This window comes from Massilia sp. CMS3.1, from assembly GCF_051262535.1.
Classification (GTDB): Bacteria; Pseudomonadota; Gammaproteobacteria; order Burkholderiales; family Burkholderiaceae_D; genus Telluria.
Window position 1 is genome coordinate 115,032 of sequence record NZ_JBIMES010000013.1, and the last position, 17,009, is coordinate 132,040.

15 protein-coding genes and 2 tRNA genes are annotated in these 17,009 nt (G+C 61.9%); 16 read left to right on the top strand and 1 reads right to left on the bottom strand.

Translation table 11 applies throughout. The features are described 5' to 3' along the window. Positions 1-14: 14 nt before the first annotated feature. The 10 genes from pstB to ACHAC9_RS19570 all read left to right on the top strand — a co-directional run bounded on the left by pstB (position 15) and on the right by ACHAC9_RS19570 (position 10,713). Positions 15-815, top strand: coding sequence for a phosphate ABC transporter ATP-binding protein PstB (pstB, locus tag ACHAC9_RS19525; RefSeq protein ID WP_435762438.1), 801 nt, complete (start codon positions 15-17; stop codon positions 813-815). Between the two features lie 40 nt (positions 816-855). Then, a complete protein-coding gene (phoU, locus tag ACHAC9_RS19530) occupies positions 856-1,548 on the top strand; it encodes a phosphate signaling complex protein PhoU (RefSeq protein ID WP_435762440.1) in 693 nt (230 codons plus the stop codon). Between the two features lie 4 nt (positions 1,549-1,552). Then, complete coding sequence (locus tag ACHAC9_RS19535; RefSeq protein WP_435762442.1) at positions 1,553-2,236, top strand: response regulator; 684 nt, start codon at positions 1,553-1,555, stop codon at positions 2,234-2,236. Between the two features lie 16 nt (positions 2,237-2,252). Further along, the gene (phoR, locus tag ACHAC9_RS19540; protein WP_435762444.1) at positions 2,253-3,545 is read left to right on the top strand and encodes a phosphate regulon sensor histidine kinase PhoR; all 1,293 of its coding nucleotides are present in this window, start codon (positions 2,253-2,255) and stop codon (positions 3,543-3,545) included. A gap of 74 nt (positions 3,546-3,619) precedes the next feature. Next, a complete protein-coding gene (locus ACHAC9_RS19545) occupies positions 3,620-4,525 on the top strand; it encodes a patatin-like phospholipase family protein (RefSeq protein ID WP_435762446.1) in 906 nt (301 codons plus the stop codon). 18 nt (positions 4,526-4,543) lie between these two features. Further along, on the top strand, positions 4,544-4,957 hold the full coding sequence (locus ACHAC9_RS19550; protein ID WP_435762448.1) for a GlcG/HbpS family heme-binding protein: 414 nt from the start codon (positions 4,544-4,546) through the stop codon (positions 4,955-4,957). A 317-nt stretch (positions 4,958-5,274) separates the two neighbouring features. Then, a complete protein-coding gene (carA, locus tag ACHAC9_RS19555) occupies positions 5,275-6,441 on the top strand; it encodes a glutamine-hydrolyzing carbamoyl-phosphate synthase small subunit (RefSeq protein ID WP_435762450.1) in 1,167 nt (388 codons plus the stop codon). Next, on the top strand, positions 6,441-9,671 hold the full coding sequence (gene carB, locus ACHAC9_RS19560; protein ID WP_435762452.1) for a carbamoyl-phosphate synthase large subunit: 3,231 nt from the start codon (positions 6,441-6,443) through the stop codon (positions 9,669-9,671). Before carA ends, carB begins: the two co-directional genes overlap by 1 nt. A gap of 101 nt (positions 9,672-9,772) precedes the next feature. Beyond that, the gene (gene greA, locus ACHAC9_RS19565; RefSeq protein WP_435762454.1) at positions 9,773-10,255 is read left to right on the top strand and encodes a transcription elongation factor GreA; all 483 of its coding nucleotides are present in this window, start codon (positions 9,773-9,775) and stop codon (positions 10,253-10,255) included. Then, a complete protein-coding gene (locus tag ACHAC9_RS19570; protein WP_435762456.1) occupies positions 10,255-10,713 on the top strand; it encodes a DUF4149 domain-containing protein in 459 nt (152 codons plus the stop codon). Before greA ends, ACHAC9_RS19570 begins: the two co-directional genes overlap by 1 nt. Before the next feature lie 58 nt (positions 10,714-10,771). Here ACHAC9_RS19570 and yhbY read toward each other — a convergent pair whose 3' ends face one another. After that, positions 10,772-11,242: a ribosome assembly RNA-binding protein YhbY gene (gene yhbY / locus ACHAC9_RS19575; protein WP_435762458.1), complete on the bottom strand. Its 471-nt coding sequence runs from the start codon at positions 11,240-11,242 to the stop codon at positions 10,772-10,774. Positions 11,243-11,284: 42 nt separating this feature from the next. Here yhbY and ACHAC9_RS19580 point away from each other — a divergent pair, with 42 nt between their 5' ends. The 6 genes from ACHAC9_RS19580 to ACHAC9_RS19605 all read left to right on the top strand — a co-directional run bounded on the left by ACHAC9_RS19580 (position 11,285) and on the right by ACHAC9_RS19605 (position 16,679). Then, positions 11,285-11,971 (top strand): RlmE family RNA methyltransferase, encoded by a 687-nt coding sequence (locus tag ACHAC9_RS19580; protein ID WP_435762461.1) that lies wholly within the window; start codon positions 11,285-11,287, stop codon positions 11,969-11,971. A gap of 201 nt (positions 11,972-12,172) precedes the next feature. Continuing rightward, positions 12,173-14,059 (top strand): ATP-dependent zinc metalloprotease FtsH, encoded by a 1,887-nt coding sequence (gene ftsH, locus ACHAC9_RS19585; RefSeq protein WP_435762463.1) that lies wholly within the window; start codon positions 12,173-12,175, stop codon positions 14,057-14,059. Positions 14,060-14,181: 122 nt separating this feature from the next. Next, positions 14,182-15,018: a dihydropteroate synthase gene (gene folP, locus ACHAC9_RS19590; protein ID WP_435762465.1), complete on the top strand. Its 837-nt coding sequence runs from the start codon at positions 14,182-14,184 to the stop codon at positions 15,016-15,018. A 29-nt stretch (positions 15,019-15,047) separates the two neighbouring features. Next, entirely contained in the window at positions 15,048-16,385 is a 1,338-nt protein-coding gene (gene glmM / locus ACHAC9_RS19595) for a phosphoglucosamine mutase (RefSeq protein WP_435762467.1), read from the top strand. A 70-nt stretch (positions 16,386-16,455) separates the two neighbouring features. Next, positions 16,456-16,532, top strand: a tRNA-Pro gene (locus ACHAC9_RS19600). 70 nt (positions 16,533-16,602) lie between these two features. Next, positions 16,603-16,679, top strand: a tRNA-Arg gene (locus tag ACHAC9_RS19605). Positions 16,680-17,009 lie beyond the last annotated feature (330 nt).

Genomic DNA, 17,009 nt, shown 5'->3' on the forward strand with positions numbered 1-17,009 from the left:
TTATTCTGATAACCATGACCCAAGCTATGGCAAACCCGATCCCGGCGGCGAACGCACCGAAGAACAAGACCATCGAGATCTCCGGCCTGAATTTCTTCTACGGCAAGACGCAAAGCCTGAAGGACGTCACGCTCGACATCCACGAAAAGCAGGTGACGGCCTTCATCGGCCCGTCCGGCTGCGGCAAGTCGACCCTGTTGCGCACCCTGAACCGCATGTACGATTTGTATCCGGGGCAGCGCGCGGAAGGCTCGATCATGTACCGCGGCCGCAACGTCCTCGACCCGGGCGTCGACGTGAACATGCTGCGTGCCAAAATCGGCATGGTGTTCCAGAAGCCGACGCCGTTCCCGATGTCGATCTACGACAACATCGCCTTCGGCGTGCGACTCTACGAAAACCTGTCGAAAGGCGAAATGGACGAGCGCGTCGAATGGGCCTTGAAGAAGGCGGCGCTGTGGGAAGAAGCGAAGGATAAGCTGAGCAAGAGCGGCCTGTCGCTGTCCGGCGGCCAGCAGCAGCGCCTGTGCATCGCGCGCGGCGTGGCGGTCAAGCCCGACGTGCTGCTGCTGGACGAGCCGACCTCGGCGCTGGACCCGATCTCGACGGCCAAGATCGAAGAGCTGATCAGCGAACTGAAGCAGGACTACACGATCACGATCGTGACCCACAACATGCAGCAGGCGGCGCGCTGCTCGGATTACACTGCCTACATGTATCTGGGCGAACTGGTGGAATTCGGCGAGACGGATCAGCTGTTCATGAATCCGGCGCGTAAAGAGACGCAAGATTACATCACCGGTCGCTTCGGTTAAGTGATCCTGAAACGACATTAAAAAATTAGGAGAGCTGTATATGATCGGCGAGCATTCATCCAAGCAGTACGACCACGAGCTGGAAGGGATTCGTTCCAAGGTACTGCTGATGGGCGGCATGGTGGAAACCCAGTTCGAGGAAGCGCTGAACTGCTTCCGCGTCGGCGACACGGCCAAGGCCGAAAAAGTCATGGCGGACGACCACGCGGTCAATCAGCTCGAGGTGTCGCTCGACGACGCCTGCAGCCACCTGATCGTCAAGCGCCAGCCCGCGGCCAACGATTTGCGCACCGTAATGGCGACGATCAAGGTGATCACCGACCTCGAGCGCATCGGCGACGAGGCCAGCAAGATCGCGCGTACCGCGAAAAGCCTGCACGAGCGCGGCGTGACGGGCTTTGGCCATTACGACATCATCCGCACGATCGGCAAGAACACGGCCGACCTGCTGCACGATTCGCTCGACGCTTTTGCCCGCCTCGACGGCAAGCAGGCGCTCACGATCATTGCCGGCGACGAGATCATCGACCACGAGTTCCGCACCATCCTGCGCAACCTGATCACCTTCATGATGGAAGACCCGCGCACGATTTCGTCGGCACTCGACACGCTGTGGGTAGCCAAGGCCATCGAGCGCATCGGCGACCATGCCAAGAACATCGCCGAATACGTAATCTACGTGGTCGAAGGGCGCGACATCCGCCACAGCAAACCCGTGCCGCTGGAAGGCTGATTCGATGCACAACACGAGCGTACTGGTAGTCGAGGACGAACCGGCGATCGTCGAGCTGGTGAGCTACTCGTTGCGCGAAGCCGGCTGGTCGATCCAGTCGGTCGGCACCACGGCCGCGGCCTGGGACAGCATCCGCCACGGCAAACCCGACCTGCTGCTGCTCGACTGGATGCTGCCCGACCAGAGCGGCCTGCGCCTGCTGGCACGCTTGCGCGCGGACCGCGATTTCCAGGACATCCCGGTGATCATGCTCACTGCCAAGAGCATGGAAGAAGACAAGCTCGCCGGCCTGAACACGGGCGCCGACGATTACGTGACCAAACCCTTCTCGCCGCGCGAATTGCTGGCGCGCTCGCGCGCGCTGCTGCGCCGCAAGAGCCCCCACTTGACCGAAGCGCCGCTGCGCGCGGGCACCGTGGTGCTCGACCCAACAAGCTGTACGGTGACGATCGAGGGACAGGGCGTCGACATCGGGAATGCCGAATACAAGCTGCTCAAATTCATGCTGGCGCACCGCGAGCGGGTGTTTTCGCGCGCCCAGCTGCTCGACAAGGTTTGGGGCGACCATGCCGTCATCGAGGAGCGCACGGTCGACGTCCATGTGCTGCGCTTGAGGAAGGCCTTGCGCGGCGCCGAGGGCTTGATCCGCACGGTGCGCAGCGTCGGCTACATGCTGTCGGAAAAATAATTCAAACGAAGGTCCGATGAATCCCAAATTGCTGTTCTGGGTGCCGGCGCTGCTGCGCCTGGCCACCGTGTTCGTTGCCGGCGCAGTCCTCTGGTGGATGGCCGGACCGGTTGCCGGCCTGGCGCTGGTGCTGACGGGCGCGATCGTCGCGCTATTCGTCCAGCTGTCCTATCTGCACCAACTCGGAGAATGGCTGAACGACCCGGCCTCGAACCGCCTGCCCGACGGCTGGGGCGCCTGGACCGACGTCTTCGCACGCCTGTATCGCATGCGCCGCGAGGACGAACGCAATCAGGCGGAACTGGTTGAATGGCTGGCACGCTTCCGGCAAGCGATGCACCTGTTGCCCGAAGGGGTGGCGATCATGGACGACGTGCTGTTCCTGGAGTGGTGCAATCCGGCCGCCGAACGGCACCTGGGCCTGACGATCGAGCGCGACAAGGGTCTACGCGTAACGAACCTGGTGCGTCATCCCGACTTCATCGACTACATCATCCTCGGCCGCTACGAGCAGCCCTTGACCCTGTCGCTGCGCGGCCGCAAGATCGAATGCCGCATCATTCCGTTCGAGAACCGGCGCCAGATTCTGGTCACGCACGACGCGACCGACACCGAGCGGGTCGAGGCCATGCGGCGCGACTTCATCGCGAACGCTTCGCACGAACTGCGCACGCCATTGACCGTGATCGTGGGTTTCCTCGAGATCGCGCTGTCCGATCCGGGCCTGGACGCGGCCACCCGCACCGCGCACCTGACACTGATGACCGAGCAGGCCGAACGCATGCAGCGCCTGATCGGCGACATGCTGCAGCTGTCGCGCCTGGAATCGGACGAATTTCCGCTGCGGCGCGAGCGCGTCGACGTGACAGCCCTGATCGAATCTGTGGCGACCGAAGCACGGGCGCTCTCCGGCGGCAAGCACGAGATCGTCGTCGACGTCGACGGTCCCGACGTCATGGGCAGCGGGGAAGAATTGCGCAGCGCCTTTGCCAACCTGTCCTCGAACGCGGTGCGCTATTCGCCGCAGGGCGGCCGGATTGCGTTGTCCTGGCGCCGCGAGGACAGCGACCTGCAGTTTGCCGTCACCGACTGCGGCATCGGCATCGACCCCCATCATATCTCGCGCCTGACCGAGCGCTTCTACCGCGTCGACAAGAGCCGCTCGCGCGAGACCCAGGGCACCGGGCTCGGTCTGGCCATCGTCAAGCACGTGCTGCTGCGCCACGGCGGACGCCTGAAAATATGCTCGACGCCGGGGAAGGGCAGTACGTTTATTGCTTCCTTGCCGAATACCTCGTTGCCGGGGTAGTCGCATAAGCCCCGCCTCATCCACACCCCAACATTGCGCGGTACAATCGGACATTGTTCTCTTCAAGCCCGCACATGCTCTCTCGACGTATTGCCCTCATCGCCCTCGGCGCCTCCTTGCTGGCCAGCTGCGGCAGCACGCCACCGCCGGCCCCTGTCGTGGTCCAGGCGCCGCCGGCGCCCCCCAAGAAAATCAAGATCGGCCTGGCCCTTGGCGGCGGTGCCGCGCGCGGCTTCGCCCACATCGGCGTGATCAAGGCGCTCGAAGCCCAGGGCATCCATCCGGAGATCGTGGTCGGCACCAGTGCCGGTTCGGTGGTCGGCGCCCTTTACGCGTCGGGCTACACCGGCTTCGCGCTGCAAAAGATTGCGATGGACATGGACGAGGCGACAATCTCGGACTGGGCCATGCCGCTGTTTTCCAGTTCTTCCGGCCTGTTGAAGGGCGAGGCGCTGCAGAATTACGTGAACAAGGCGGTCGGCAACCGGCCGATGGAAAAGCTCCCGAAGCGCTTCGGCGCCGTCGTCACCGATCTGAGGAGCGGCGAAGCCGTCATGTTCGACAAGGGCAATACCGGCATGGCCGTACGCGCATCGTCCGCAGTACCATCTGTGTTCCAGCCCGTCAAAATCGGCGGCAAGACGTATGTCGATGGCGGCCTGGTCGCCCCCGTGCCCGTGAAATTCACGCGCGACAAGATGGGCGCCGATTTCGTCATCGCGGTCAACATCTCGACCCAGGCCGACACCCAGGCCACCGTCAGCTCGCTCGATGTCCTGATGCAGACCTTCAGCATCATGGGCCAGCGCCTGAACCATTTCGAGCTGAAGGAAGCCGACATCGTGATTACGCCGGCGCTGGGCAAGATGGGCAGCGCCGACTTCAACGGCCGCAACCTGGCGATCCTCGCCGGCGAGCAGGCCGCCGCCGCCGTCATGCCGCAACTGAAGGCCAGGCTCGCGGCCAAACAACGACCATAACAACCAACTGGAGATCCCATGAAAACGAAACCGATGCTGACCCTGGACGATGTGAAAACGATGGCTGCCGCGGCCGAAGCCGAAGCGCTGGCGAACAACTGGGCCGTGACCATTGCGGTCGTGGACGACGGCGGCCACCTGCTGTGGCTGCAGCGCCTGGATGGCGCACCGCCGGTCTCCAGCCACATTGCCCCAAGCAAGGCCCACACCGCCGCGCTCGGCCGGCGCGAATCGAAAGTCTATGAAGACGTGATTAACGGCGGGCGCGTGTCCTTCCTGTCGGCGCCGACCATCGCGGGCATGCTCGAGGGCGGCGTGCCGATCGTCGTCGACGGCCACGTGATCGGTGCGGTCGGCGTGTCGGGCGTGAAATCGAACGAGGATGCGCAGATCGCGAAGGCGGGGATAGCAGCGCTCGTCGGTACGCCGTAATCGGGACCCATGCGGGTGGCGACGACCACCCGCATCGCCAAACGCGGCGGCCGCCAATTCAATTGAATTTCGGAAAATCCAAGCGCATCTGTCAGTAAAGTCCCGTATTTCGGCCCGAATCGTTCCGGCCGCACGTTGCCGGAATGCCCGATCCGCGCTATAATTTGGGGGTTTAGCCATTCACTTACTTGCCGTAGCGCCTACCCTCCATTCCTCATTCAAATACGACCTCCACCCTCGGACACTGAAGCTCGTCCGCAGGTTTTGGATGCCGGTCTGACGTGGCGCAGCTACGGTAACTTTATTGGGAGTTACCCTTGCCGCCATTTTTTTCTGGCCCTGCCGTCCCGGCCATCCTGGCCCTCGCAGACGGAACGATTTTTCGAGGTGTGTCGATCGGTGCCGCCGGCCACACGACCGGTGAAGTGGTGTTCAACACCAGTATCACGGGCTACCAGGAAATCCTCACCGACCCCAGCTACTCGCGTCAGATCGTCACGCTGACCTACCCGCACATCGGCAACTATGGCGTCAACGCCGCCGACGTCGAAGCGAGCAAGGTCCACGCTGCAGGCCTGATCATCCGCGACCTGCCATTGATGGCGTCGAACTTCCGCTCCACCCAATCGCTGGCCGACTATCTCAAAGCCGAGAACGTGGTCGCGATTTCGAACATCGATACCCGCAAACTGACGCGCCTGCTGCGCGAGAAGGGTGCCCAGGGCGGCGCCATCGTCACCGGCACGCAAGGCAACCAGCCGAACGAAGCGCAGGCAATGGAACTGGCGCGCTCGTTCCCGGGCCTGGCGGGCATGGACCTGGCAAAAGTCGTGTCGGTGAAAGAGCGCTACGAGTTCACTGAAACCGAGTGGAAGCTCGGCTCCGGCTACGGCAAGCAAGAGAACCCGCAGTACCACGTCGTCGCCTTCGACTATGGCGTCAAGCGCAACATCCTGCGCATGCTGGCCGAACGCGGCTGCAAGGTCACGGTGCTGCCGGCACAATCGACCGCGGCCGACGCCATGGCGCTCAATCCGGACGGCATCTTTCTCGCCAACGGTCCGGGCGACCCGGAACCGTGCGATTACGCGATCAAGGCCACGGCCGAACTGATCGAGCAGGGCATCCCGACCTTCGGCATTTGCCTCGGCCACCAGATCATGGCGCTGGCCTCGGGCGCGAAGACGATGAAGATGAAGTTCGGCCACCACGGCGCGAACCACCCGGTGCAGGACCTGGACTCGAAGAAGGTCCTGATCACGTCGCAGAACCACGGCTTCGCGGTCGACCCGGAAACGCTGCCGGCCAACTGCCGCGTCACCCACGTGTCGCTGTTCGACGGTTCGCTGCAGGGCTTTGCCCGCACCGACAAACCGGCCTTCTGCTTCCAGGGCCACCCGGAAGCCTCGCCCGGCCCGACCGACGTCGCCTACCTGTTTGACCGCTTCATCAACTTGATGCAAGCCGCCGCGGAGAAAAAGTAATGCCAAAACGTAGTGATATCAAAAGCATCCTGATCATCGGCGCGGGTCCGATCATCATCGGCCAGGCCGCCGAGTTCGACTATTCCGGCGCCCAGGCCTGCAAGGCGCTGCGCGACGAAGGCTACAAGGTCATCCTCGTCAACAGCAATCCGGCGACGATCATGACCGACCCGGAAATGGCGGATGTGACCTACATCGAGCCGATCACCTGGAAGGTCGTCGAGAGCATCATCGACAAGGAGCGTCCCGACGCGATCCTGCCGACCATGGGCGGCCAGACCGCGCTCAATTGCGCGCTCGAGCTGCATCACCACGGCGTGCTGGAAAAATACAATGTCGAACTGATCGGCGCCTCGCCGGAAGCGATCGACAAGGCCGAGGACCGGTCGAAATTCAAGCAGGCGATGACGAAGATCGGCCTCGGTTCCGCGCGTTCGGGCGTGGCGCATACGCTGGACGAAGCACGCGTGGTGCAGCGCGAAATGGGCTTCCCGACCATCATCCGTCCATCGTTCACGATGGGTGGCTCGGGTGGCGGCATCGCCTATAACGAAGAAGAATTCGAGACCATCTGCAAGCGCGGCCTGGAAGCCTCGCCGACCTCGGAACTCTTGATCGAAGAGTCGCTGCTGGGCTGGAAAGAGTACGAGATGGAAGTCGTGCGCGACAAGGCCGACAACTGCATCATCATCTGCTCGATCGAGAACCTCGATCCGATGGGCGTGCACACCGGCGACTCGATCACGGTCGCCCCGGCGCAGACGCTGACGGACAAGGAATACCAGATCATGCGCAACGCGTCGATCGCGGTGCTGCGCGAAATCGGCGTCGATACCGGCGGCTCGAACGTGCAGTTCGCGATCAATCCGCAAGACGGGCGCATGATCGTCATCGAGATGAACCCGCGCGTGTCGCGTTCGTCGGCACTGGCATCGAAAGCGACCGGCTTCCCGATCGCCAAGGTGGCCGCGAAACTGGCGGTCGGCTTCACACTCGACGAACTGCGCAACGAGATCACCGGCGGCGCGACCCCGGCCTCGTTCGAGCCCTCGATCGACTACGTTGTGGTCAAGATTCCGCGCTTCGCCTTCGAAAAATTCCCTGCGGCGGACAAGCACCTGACGACGCAAATGAAATCGGTCGGCGAAGTCATGGCCATGGGCCGCACCTTCCAGGAATCGTTCCAGAAGGCGCTGCGCGGCCTGGAAGTGGGCGTGGATGGCTTAAATGAGAAAACGCGCGACCGCGAAGTCATCGAAGAAGAACTCGGCGAGCCGGGCCCGGAACGCATCTGGTACGTGGGCGACGCCTTTGCCCAGGGCTTCACGCTGGAAGAAGTGCACCAGCTGACCAAGATCGATCCGTGGTTCCTCATCCAGATCAAGGAAATCGTCGACATCGAATTGTGGCTGGATCACCAGACACTCGAATCGCTCGACAAGCCGACGCTGTACAAGTTGAAGCAAAAGGGCTTCTCGGACGCGCGCATGGCCTTCCTGATGCATACCACGCAAGCGGCGGTGCGCGCGCGCCGTCATGCGCTCGGTATCCGTCCGGTGTACAAACGCGTCGACACCTGCGCCGCTGAGTTCGCAACGAACACGGCCTATATGTACTCGACCTATGACGAAGAGTGCGAGGCCGCGCCGACCGACAGGAAGAAGATCATGGTGCTGGGCGGCGGTCCGAACCGCATCGGCCAGGGCATCGAGTTCGACTACTGCTGCGTGCACGCGGCCCTGGCGATGCGCGAAGACGGCTACGAGACCATCATGGTCAACTGTAATCCGGAGACCGTGTCGACCGACTACGACACCTCGGACCGCCTGTATTTCGAGTCGCTGACGCTGGAAGACGTGCTGGAAATTGTCGACCTGGAAAAGCCGGTCGGCGTGATCGTGCAGTACGGCGGCCAGACGCCATTGAAGCTCGCGCTCGACCTGGAAGCGAACGGCGTGCCGATCGTCGGCACCTCGCCCGACATGATCGATGCCGCCGAGGATCGCGAGCGTTTCCAGCAGCTCCTGCAGCAGCTCGGCCTGCGCCAGCCGCCGAACCGCACCGCTCGCACCGAGCCGGAAGCACTGGAGCTGGCCAAGGAAATCGGTTATCCGCTGGTCGTGCGTCCGTCGTACGTGCTGGGCGGTCGGGCGATGGAAATCGTCCACGAGCAGCGCGACCTCGAGCGCTACATGCGCGAAGCTGTGAAAGTGTCGAACGATTCGCCGGTGCTGCTGGACCGCTTCCTGAACGACGCGATCGAAGTCGACGTCGACTGCATCTCCGACGGCGAGACCACCTTCATCGGCGGCGTGATGGAACACATCGAGCAAGCCGGCGTGCACTCGGGCGATTCGGCCTGCTCGCTGCCGCCGTATTCCTTGTCAACCGAGACGATCGACGAGCTGAAACGCCAGACCGCGCTGATGGCGAAGGGCTTGAATGTCGTCGGCCTGATGAACGTGCAGTTCGCGATCCAGCAAAGCGAAGTCGATGGAAAAACCGTCGACACGGTGTTCGTGCTGGAAGTGAATCCGCGTGCCTCGCGCACCGTACCGTTTGTGTCGAAAGCAACCGGCATCCAGCTGGCCAAAGTGGCGGCGCGCTGCATGGTTGGCCAGAGCCTGGCCTCGCAAGGCATCACGAAGGAAATCACGCCACCGTTCTACAGCGTCAAGGAAGCCGTGTTCCCGTTCGTGAAATTCCCGGGCGTCGACACCATCCTGGGGCCGGAAATGAAGTCGACCGGCGAAGTGATGGGCGTGGGCCAGACCTTTGGCGAAGCGTTCGTGAAGTCGCAGATCGGCGCCGGCATCAAGCTGCCGCGCTCCGGCCGCGTTTTCCTGTCGGTGAAAGCGTCCGACAAGCCGCGCGCGGTGCAGGTGGCGCGCGACCTGGTCGCGATGGGCTTCACGCTGGCGGCGACCAAGGGCACGGCGGCGGTGATCTCCGCGGCCGGCCTGCCGGTACTGGCCGTGAACAAGGTGATCGAGGGCCGTCCGCACGTGGTGGACATGATCAAGAACCACGAGATCGAGATGGTCATCAACACGGTCGAGGAAAAGCGCAGCGCGATCGTCGACTCGCGTACGATCCGTACCTCGGCGCTGCTGGCGCGCGTCGTGACCTACACGACGATCGCCGGTGCCGAGGCGGCAATCCAGGGTATGCGTCACCTGGACGCAATTGCCGTCTACGATTTACAAGGCCTGCATAAAACCTTAAACTAGGCGTCAAGCAGTACCCGTGAAACCACAGAGCTCGCGCGGCTTGTCCGTGCGCCTCTGTGGTTTTCGCTTGGTACGTTCACATATTCGACAAGTAGAGACAGATGAACACCACTACCGTACCACTGACCAAATACGGCGCCGAACTGCTCAAGCAGGAGCTGCACCAGCTCAAGACCAAAGAGCGCCGCAGCGTGATCGATGCGATCTCCGAAGCGCGTTCGCACGGCGACCTGTCGGAAAACGCGGAATACGACGCCGCCAAGGAACGCCAGGCGTTCGTCGAAGGCCGCATCGCCGAGCTGGAGAGCAAACTGAGTACCGCCCAGATCATCGACCCGATGACGCTCGACGCCGAAGGCCGTGTGGTCTTTGCCTCGACGGTCGACCTCGAAGACCTGGACTCCGGCCAGAAGGTCAGTTACCAGATCGTCGGCCTCGACGAAGCCGACCTGAAACTGAGCAAGGTATCGGTGACCTCGCCGATCGCACGCGCCCTGATCGGCAAGTACGCCGGCGACGTGGTCGAAGTGCAGGCGCCGTCCGGCCCGCGCGAATACGAAATCCTCGAAGTGCGTTACATCTGATGCGGCCGCTGGCGCGCAGGCTGCCGGCCGCACGCGTGCTGGTGGCGGCCCTGTGGGCGGGCGCCTTGTGGGTGCTCGGCTACATCGCCGCGCCTGCGGTATTCGGCGTGGTGAGCGGGCCGCTGGCCGGGGACATTGTCGGTGCATTCCTGCGCCGCCTGGCCTGGATCAGCATCGCCTGCGCGCTCCTGATGCTGGTGCTGGTGCGTGTGTCGCCGGACCTGGAGAAGGGCCGCCGGCGTTATTTGAATTTGCTGGTGCTGGCGATGCTGGCCTGCGCGCTGGTGATGTTCGTCGGCTTGCAGCCGGCAATGGCCTCGCTGCGCGAAGCGGCAGGGCCGGCTGGTGTACGTGCTTCACCGCTGTGGACGCAGTTCGCCGTGATGCACGGCGTGTCGCAGCTGTTTCACCTGATCGAAGGCGTGCTGGCGGCCGTGCTGGTCGTGAAGTCGAGGTAAATTCCCGTTCGCCGCGGATTGAGGGCGAAAAAAAACCGGAGACACGCTCCGGTTTCGATCACTTGTTCAGTGAATTTTTCTTGGTGCTGGTCTGGCGCGGTTTGGCGCGCTTGATGTTGCCGCCGGCGGTAACGCGTTCGTTACCCTTGATCATGACCTTGGTGACGCTCGGCTTCTTGGTGCCGCTGGCGCTGGCCTTGACGATGGTGACTTCGCGCATGCCCTTGCCGGCCTTGCTGCTACGTTCCTTGACCGTTTCGACTTTCGGACGGTAGAGGACCAGGAGCTTGCCGATGTGCTGCACGGGAGACGCGTCGAGTTCGCTGCAGATCTGTTCGTACATGGCGACCCGCGCTTCGCGGTCGTCGCCGAAGACGCGGACCTTGATCAGGCCGTGCGCATCGAGGCTGGCAGCGATTTCCTTCATGACAGATTCCGTCAGGCCCGATTCGCCGATCATGACCACAGGCTTCAGGCCATGGGCTTCCGCGCGCAGCGCGCTGCGTTCGACGGGTGTAAGTGTAAGCATAATAATTTTTTGATGTACCTATAAAAGCAGTATTCTACGCGAATGGCCAAGAACAAATTAAACAAAAACTGGTTACACGACCATATTAACGACCCGTACGTGAAGCAGGCACAAAAAGACGGGTTCCGCGCCCGCGCCGCCTACAAGCTGAAAGAAATCGACGAAGCGGAAAAACTCATCAAGCACGGCCAGGTCATTGTCGACCTCGGCTGCACGCCCGGCAGCTGGGCCCAGTACGCGCGCCGCAAGCTCTCAGGGAAAGAGGGCGGAGGCATTACCGGCACCATCATCGGCCTCGATCTGCTGCCGATGGAGCCGATTGCCGACGTCAACTTCATCCAGGGCGACTTCCGCGAAGATGTTGTATTGGACCAACTAGCGCTCCTGCTCGACGGCCGCAAGACCGACCTTGTGCTATCGGACATGGCGCCCAATCTGTCGGGTATTCCGACGGCCGACGCCGCGCGGATGGAACATTTGATCGATCTCGCGATTGAGTTTTCTCAAATGCATCTGAAGCCCGGCGGCGCATTGTTGGTGAAATGCTTCAAGGATATGGGGTTCACGCAGATGGTCGAGAAGTTCCGTACCGAGTTCAAGACGGTCAAGCAGATGAAGCCAAAGGCAAGCCGCGACAAATCCTCGGAAATTTTCCTGCTCGGGCGCGGTCTGAAGAATCCTGTGGAGTATAAATCGGGTTCCAGGAGCGATGCGGCCCTTGATATTTGAGATCGCAGCCGCACATGGACCGCGTAGTGTCACGCCTGCATGTCTCCACTCACCGTCCGCGCGCGTGACGAGGTGGAAAGGGTGGCGATATGGCATCATGTCGGGCAGTGCGTGGCACGGCCTGCTTATAGCGAGTAAAATCGCGAGTAAAATCGGCAATCTCAAATTGGTATTGGTGCGATTCGCATCGGAGGAGTTTTCGTGAATAATATGTTTTCCAAATCTGCCATCTGGGTGGTAGTCGCACTGCTGTTGTTCATGCTGTTCAAGCAGTTCGACAACCATAGCCCTGCCGGTGGCAGCAAGACCATCGCTTATTCCGAGCTGCTCGACGATGTCAAGGGTCGGCGCATCAAGGACGTGGTGATCGAAGGCCAGAACATCACGGCCACCCGTTCGGACGACACCAAGGTGCGCGCCACCGCCACCATGCTCGACCGCGGTCTGATAGGCGACCTGCGCGAGAATGGCGTGCGCTTCGACGTCAAGCCGCCGGAAGAGCCATCGTTCCTTCAGCAAGTGTTCATCTCCTGGTTCCCGATGCTCTTGCTCATCGGCGTCTGGGTTTTCTTCATGCGCCAGATGCAGGGCGGCGGCAAGGGCGGGGCGTTCTCCTTCGGCAAGTCGAAGGCGCGCATGCTCGATGAAACGAACAACAGCGTCACCTTCGGCGACGTCGCCGGTTGCGACGAAGCGAAAGAAGAAGTCAGCGAGATCGTCGACTTCCTGAGAGACCCGACCAAGTTCCAGAAGCTCGGCGGCCGCATTCCACGCGGCGTCCTGATGGTTGGTCCTCCAGGTACCGGTAAAACCCTGCTCGCTCGTGCCATTGCCGGCGAAGCAAAAGTGCCGTTCTTCTCGATCTCCGGTTCCGACTTCGTCGAGATGTTCGTCGGCGTGGGTGCATCCCGTGTCCGCGACATGTTCGAGAACGCGAAAAAGCATTCACCTTGCATCATCTTCATCGACGAGATCGACGCTGTCGGTCGTCACCGCGGCGCCGGCATGGGCGGCGGCAACGACGAACGCGAACAGACGCTGAACCAGCTGCTGGTCGAGATGGACGGCTTTGAAGCCACTTCGGGCGTCATCGTGATCGCCGCTACCAACCGCGCCGACGTGCTCGATAAAGCGCTGCTGCGCCCTGGCCGTTTCGACCGCCAGGTGATGGTTGGCCTGCCGGACATCCGCGGCCGCGAACAGATCCTGAACGTGCACATGCGCAAAGTGCCTATCGGCGCCGACGTCAAAGCCGACATCCTGGCACGCGGTACGCCCGGCTTCTCCGGTGCCGACCTGGCCAACCTGGTCAACGAAGCAGCCTTGTTCGCTGCGCGCCGCAACAAGCGCCTGGTGGAGATGAATGACTTCGAGGATGCCAAGGACAAGATCTACATGGGTCCGGAGCGCAAGTCGATGGTCATGCGCGAGGAAGAGCGCCGCAACACGGCGTATCACGAGTCGGGCCACGCGGTCATCGCCAAGCTGTTGCCAAAGGCCGATCCGGTACACAAGGTCACGATCATGCCGCGCGGCTTTGCGCTCGGCCTGACCTGGCAGCTGCCTGAGCACGACGCACTGTCCGGCTACAAGGACAAGATGCTCGAAGAAATTTCGATCTTGTTCGGCGGCCGTATTGCTGAAGAAATTTTCGTCGGACAGATGTCGACCGGCGCCTCGAACGACTTCTCGCGTGCCACCAAGCTGGCACGCTCGATGGTGACCCGCTTCGGCATGTCCGAAAGCATGGGCGTGATGGTCTACGAAGACAGCGAGAACGAAGGATTCTTCGGTGGCGCCACCAAGACCATTTCGGAAGCGACCCAGCAAAAGGTCGATGCTGAAATTCGCGCCATCCTCGACACGCAGTACGCACTGTCGCGCCGCTTGCTGGAAGAAAACCGCGACAAGGTCGAAATGATGACCAAGGCGCTGTTGGAGTGGGAAACCATTGATGCCGATCAGATCAACGACATCATGGCAGGCCGTGAGCCGCATCCGCCGAAAGCGGGCATCCTGACCAAGCGTACGCCGCCTGGCGACAGTGGTTCGGGCGGTGTTGCCCCGAACGCCACGGCGCCAGCCTGATCGCTTAAGCACGTCTTGAGCGCTTAGCAAATCTGTCGACAAAAGGCATCCCCCGGATGCCTTTTGCTCGTTAACGTGCCCCTTGCTCCCATCCTCCCGATTCTTCAACCGCTTTCCTGTTTATGCGCCAACTACTCCAATGTGGACGCTTCAGCTTCAGGCTGGAGCAGCGGCCACTCGTCATGGGCATCCTGAACGTCACGCCGGACTCCTTTTCCGATGGCGGCCGCTACTGTACGCTCGAGTTTGCGGTCTCGAAGGCCGAAGAAATGGTAGCCGCTGGTGTCGACCTGATCGATATCGGCGGGGAGTCGACCCGGCCGGGTTCGCCCAGCGTCCCGGTCGAGGAAGAATTGCGCCGCGTGATGCCGGCCGTGTATGCGCTGCAGGGACTGGGGCGGGTGGTCTCGGTCGATACCTGCAAGCCGCAGGTGATGCGCGAGGTGATCATTGCGGGCGCCGACATGATCAACGACATCAACGGCTTCCGGGCGCCGGGTGCGATAGAGGCGGTGAAAGACAGTGACTGCGGCCTGTGCATCATGCACATGCAGGGCACGCCGCAGGACATGCAGGCGCAGCCTGTCTATGCCGACGTCGTGGGCGAGGTGATCGACTTCCTGCGCGAGCGTGTCGAGGCGCTGCTGGCGGCCGGCGTCGAGCGCGAACGCATCTGTCTCGATCCTGGCCTGGGCTTTGGCAAGACGGTCGAACACAACTACGCCTTGCTGCGCGCCACTGCCCGCATCGAGGGGGAACTCGGCTTGCCGGTATTGATCGGACTGTCGCGCAAATCGATGATCGGGGCCGTCACAGGACGCCCGGTAGAAGGACGCTTGCCCGGCAGCATCGCAGGCGCGTTGGCTGCGGTCGCGCATGGCGCTAACATTGTGCGGGTACATGATGTAGCAGAGACGGTTGACGCGCTGAAAGTTTGGCGCGCGGCCACTATTGGTTAATGAATTAATTCACGATAAAGAGAAGAAGCATGGCACGCAAATATTTCGGTACGGATGGCATTCGTGGTCAGGTTGGCGTTGCGCCAATCACGCCTGACTTCGTAATGCGCCTCGGCTATGCGGCGGGCATGGTGCTGGTCAAGGACAACGCCACCGCCGTCCGTCCGACGGTGTTGATTGGCAAGGACACCCGCATTTCCGGCTACATGCTCGAAGCAGCGCTCGAAGCGGGCTTTTCCGCCGCCGGTGTCGACGTCATGCTGGCCGGCCCGATGCCGACGCCTGCGATCGCCTACCTGACGCGTGCGCTGCGCCTGCAGGCCGGCGTTGTGATCTCGGCATCGCACAACCCTTTCCAGGACAACGGAATCAAGTTCTTTTCCGGTCACGGCACCAAGCTGCCTGACAGCGTGGAGCTCGCCATCGAGGAAGCGCTCGACCGGCCAATGGATTGCGTCCCGTCCGACAAGCTCGGCCGCGCGTCACGCCTGCGCGACGCGCAAGGCCGCTATATCGAATTTTGCAAGAGCACCTTCCCGAACGAACTCGACCTGCGCGGCCTGAAGATCGTCGTCGACAGCGCTCACGGCGCCGCCTACAACATCGCTCCGCACGTGTTCCATGAACTGGGCGCCGAAGTCATCTCGATCGGCGCCTCGCCTGACGGCTTCAATATCAATGCCGGCTTCGGCGCCACCGCCCCGAAAGCCTTATCCGCCGCCGTGATCGAGCACAAGGCCGACCTGGGCATCGCACTCGACGGCGACGCCGACCGCCTGATCATGGTCGACGCCAACGGCCGCGTCTACAACGGCGACGAGCTGCTGTACCTGATGGTGCGTGACCGCATGTCGACCGGCCCGGTTGCCGGCGCCGTCGGCACCTTGATGACGAACATGGCCCTCGAGGTGGCATTCAAGGAACTCGGCATCGGCTTCGCCCGCGCCAAGGTCGGCGACCGCTACGTGCTGGAAGTCATGCAGGAACGCGGCTGGATCCTGGGCGGCGAGGGCTCCGGCCACCTTCTGGCGCTGGACAAGCATACGACCGGCGACGGCATCGTCTCGTCGCTGCAGGTACTCTCCGCACTCAGGCGCAGCAACAAGTCGCTCGAGGCCTGCTGCAAGGAACTGACGCTGTATCCGCAAACCCTGATCAACAAGCGCGTCGCGCCCGGTTTTGACTGGACGAAAGATGCGGCCATGGTCGCCGAAAAGGAAGCGGTCGAGCGCGAACTGGGCGAGAGTGGCCGTGTGCTGATCCGCGCATCGGGCACCGAACCCCTGATCCGCGTGATGGTCGAAGCGAAGAATGCGGAAATGGCCGACAGCATGGCGCGCCGCATTGCCGACAAACTCGCAGCTTGAATCGTTAAATTGCAGGTCCGCAGGTGCTCGCATTGACGCGGCACCTCGGGGATAGTAAAATGAAGTCATTCGGAGTGTAGCGCAGCCCGGTAGCGCACCTGGTTTGGGACCAGGGGGTCCAAGGTTCGAATCCTTGTACTCCGACCAAGGTTTTAAAAACGGGCCGTCTTCGACGGCCCGTTTTCATTTCTGTGTCGGCATTCGCCGGCGCTTCTCTCTGCCCATAGCTCAGTTGGATAGAGCATCAGCCTTCTAAGCTGAGGGTCGCAGGTTCGATTCCTGCTGGGCAGGCCACTGATATTTATCGATTATCTTTCTCCGCAGCAGGCAATGCTCCGCCCACGGCCGCTGATTTCTTACATTTAGTTCGTCGCGCCACATTTCGGGCATACCGGGCCATGTGGCGTCGTGTGCACGCCTCATGGCTCGCGACGGGCACTTAGAACCTATTCTCATAGGGGAATTTTTAGGCCATTTTTCCGTCCAAGCTTCCTTCTGAGGAGGCGAAGATGGCTAAGCAGTATGAAAACCGCGATGACGGGTGGCGCATTTCTGACGAGATGTGGCGCGCAATGGAACCGCTGTTGCCACCGCCCAGGCCGCATCCCTTGGGATGCCATCGGT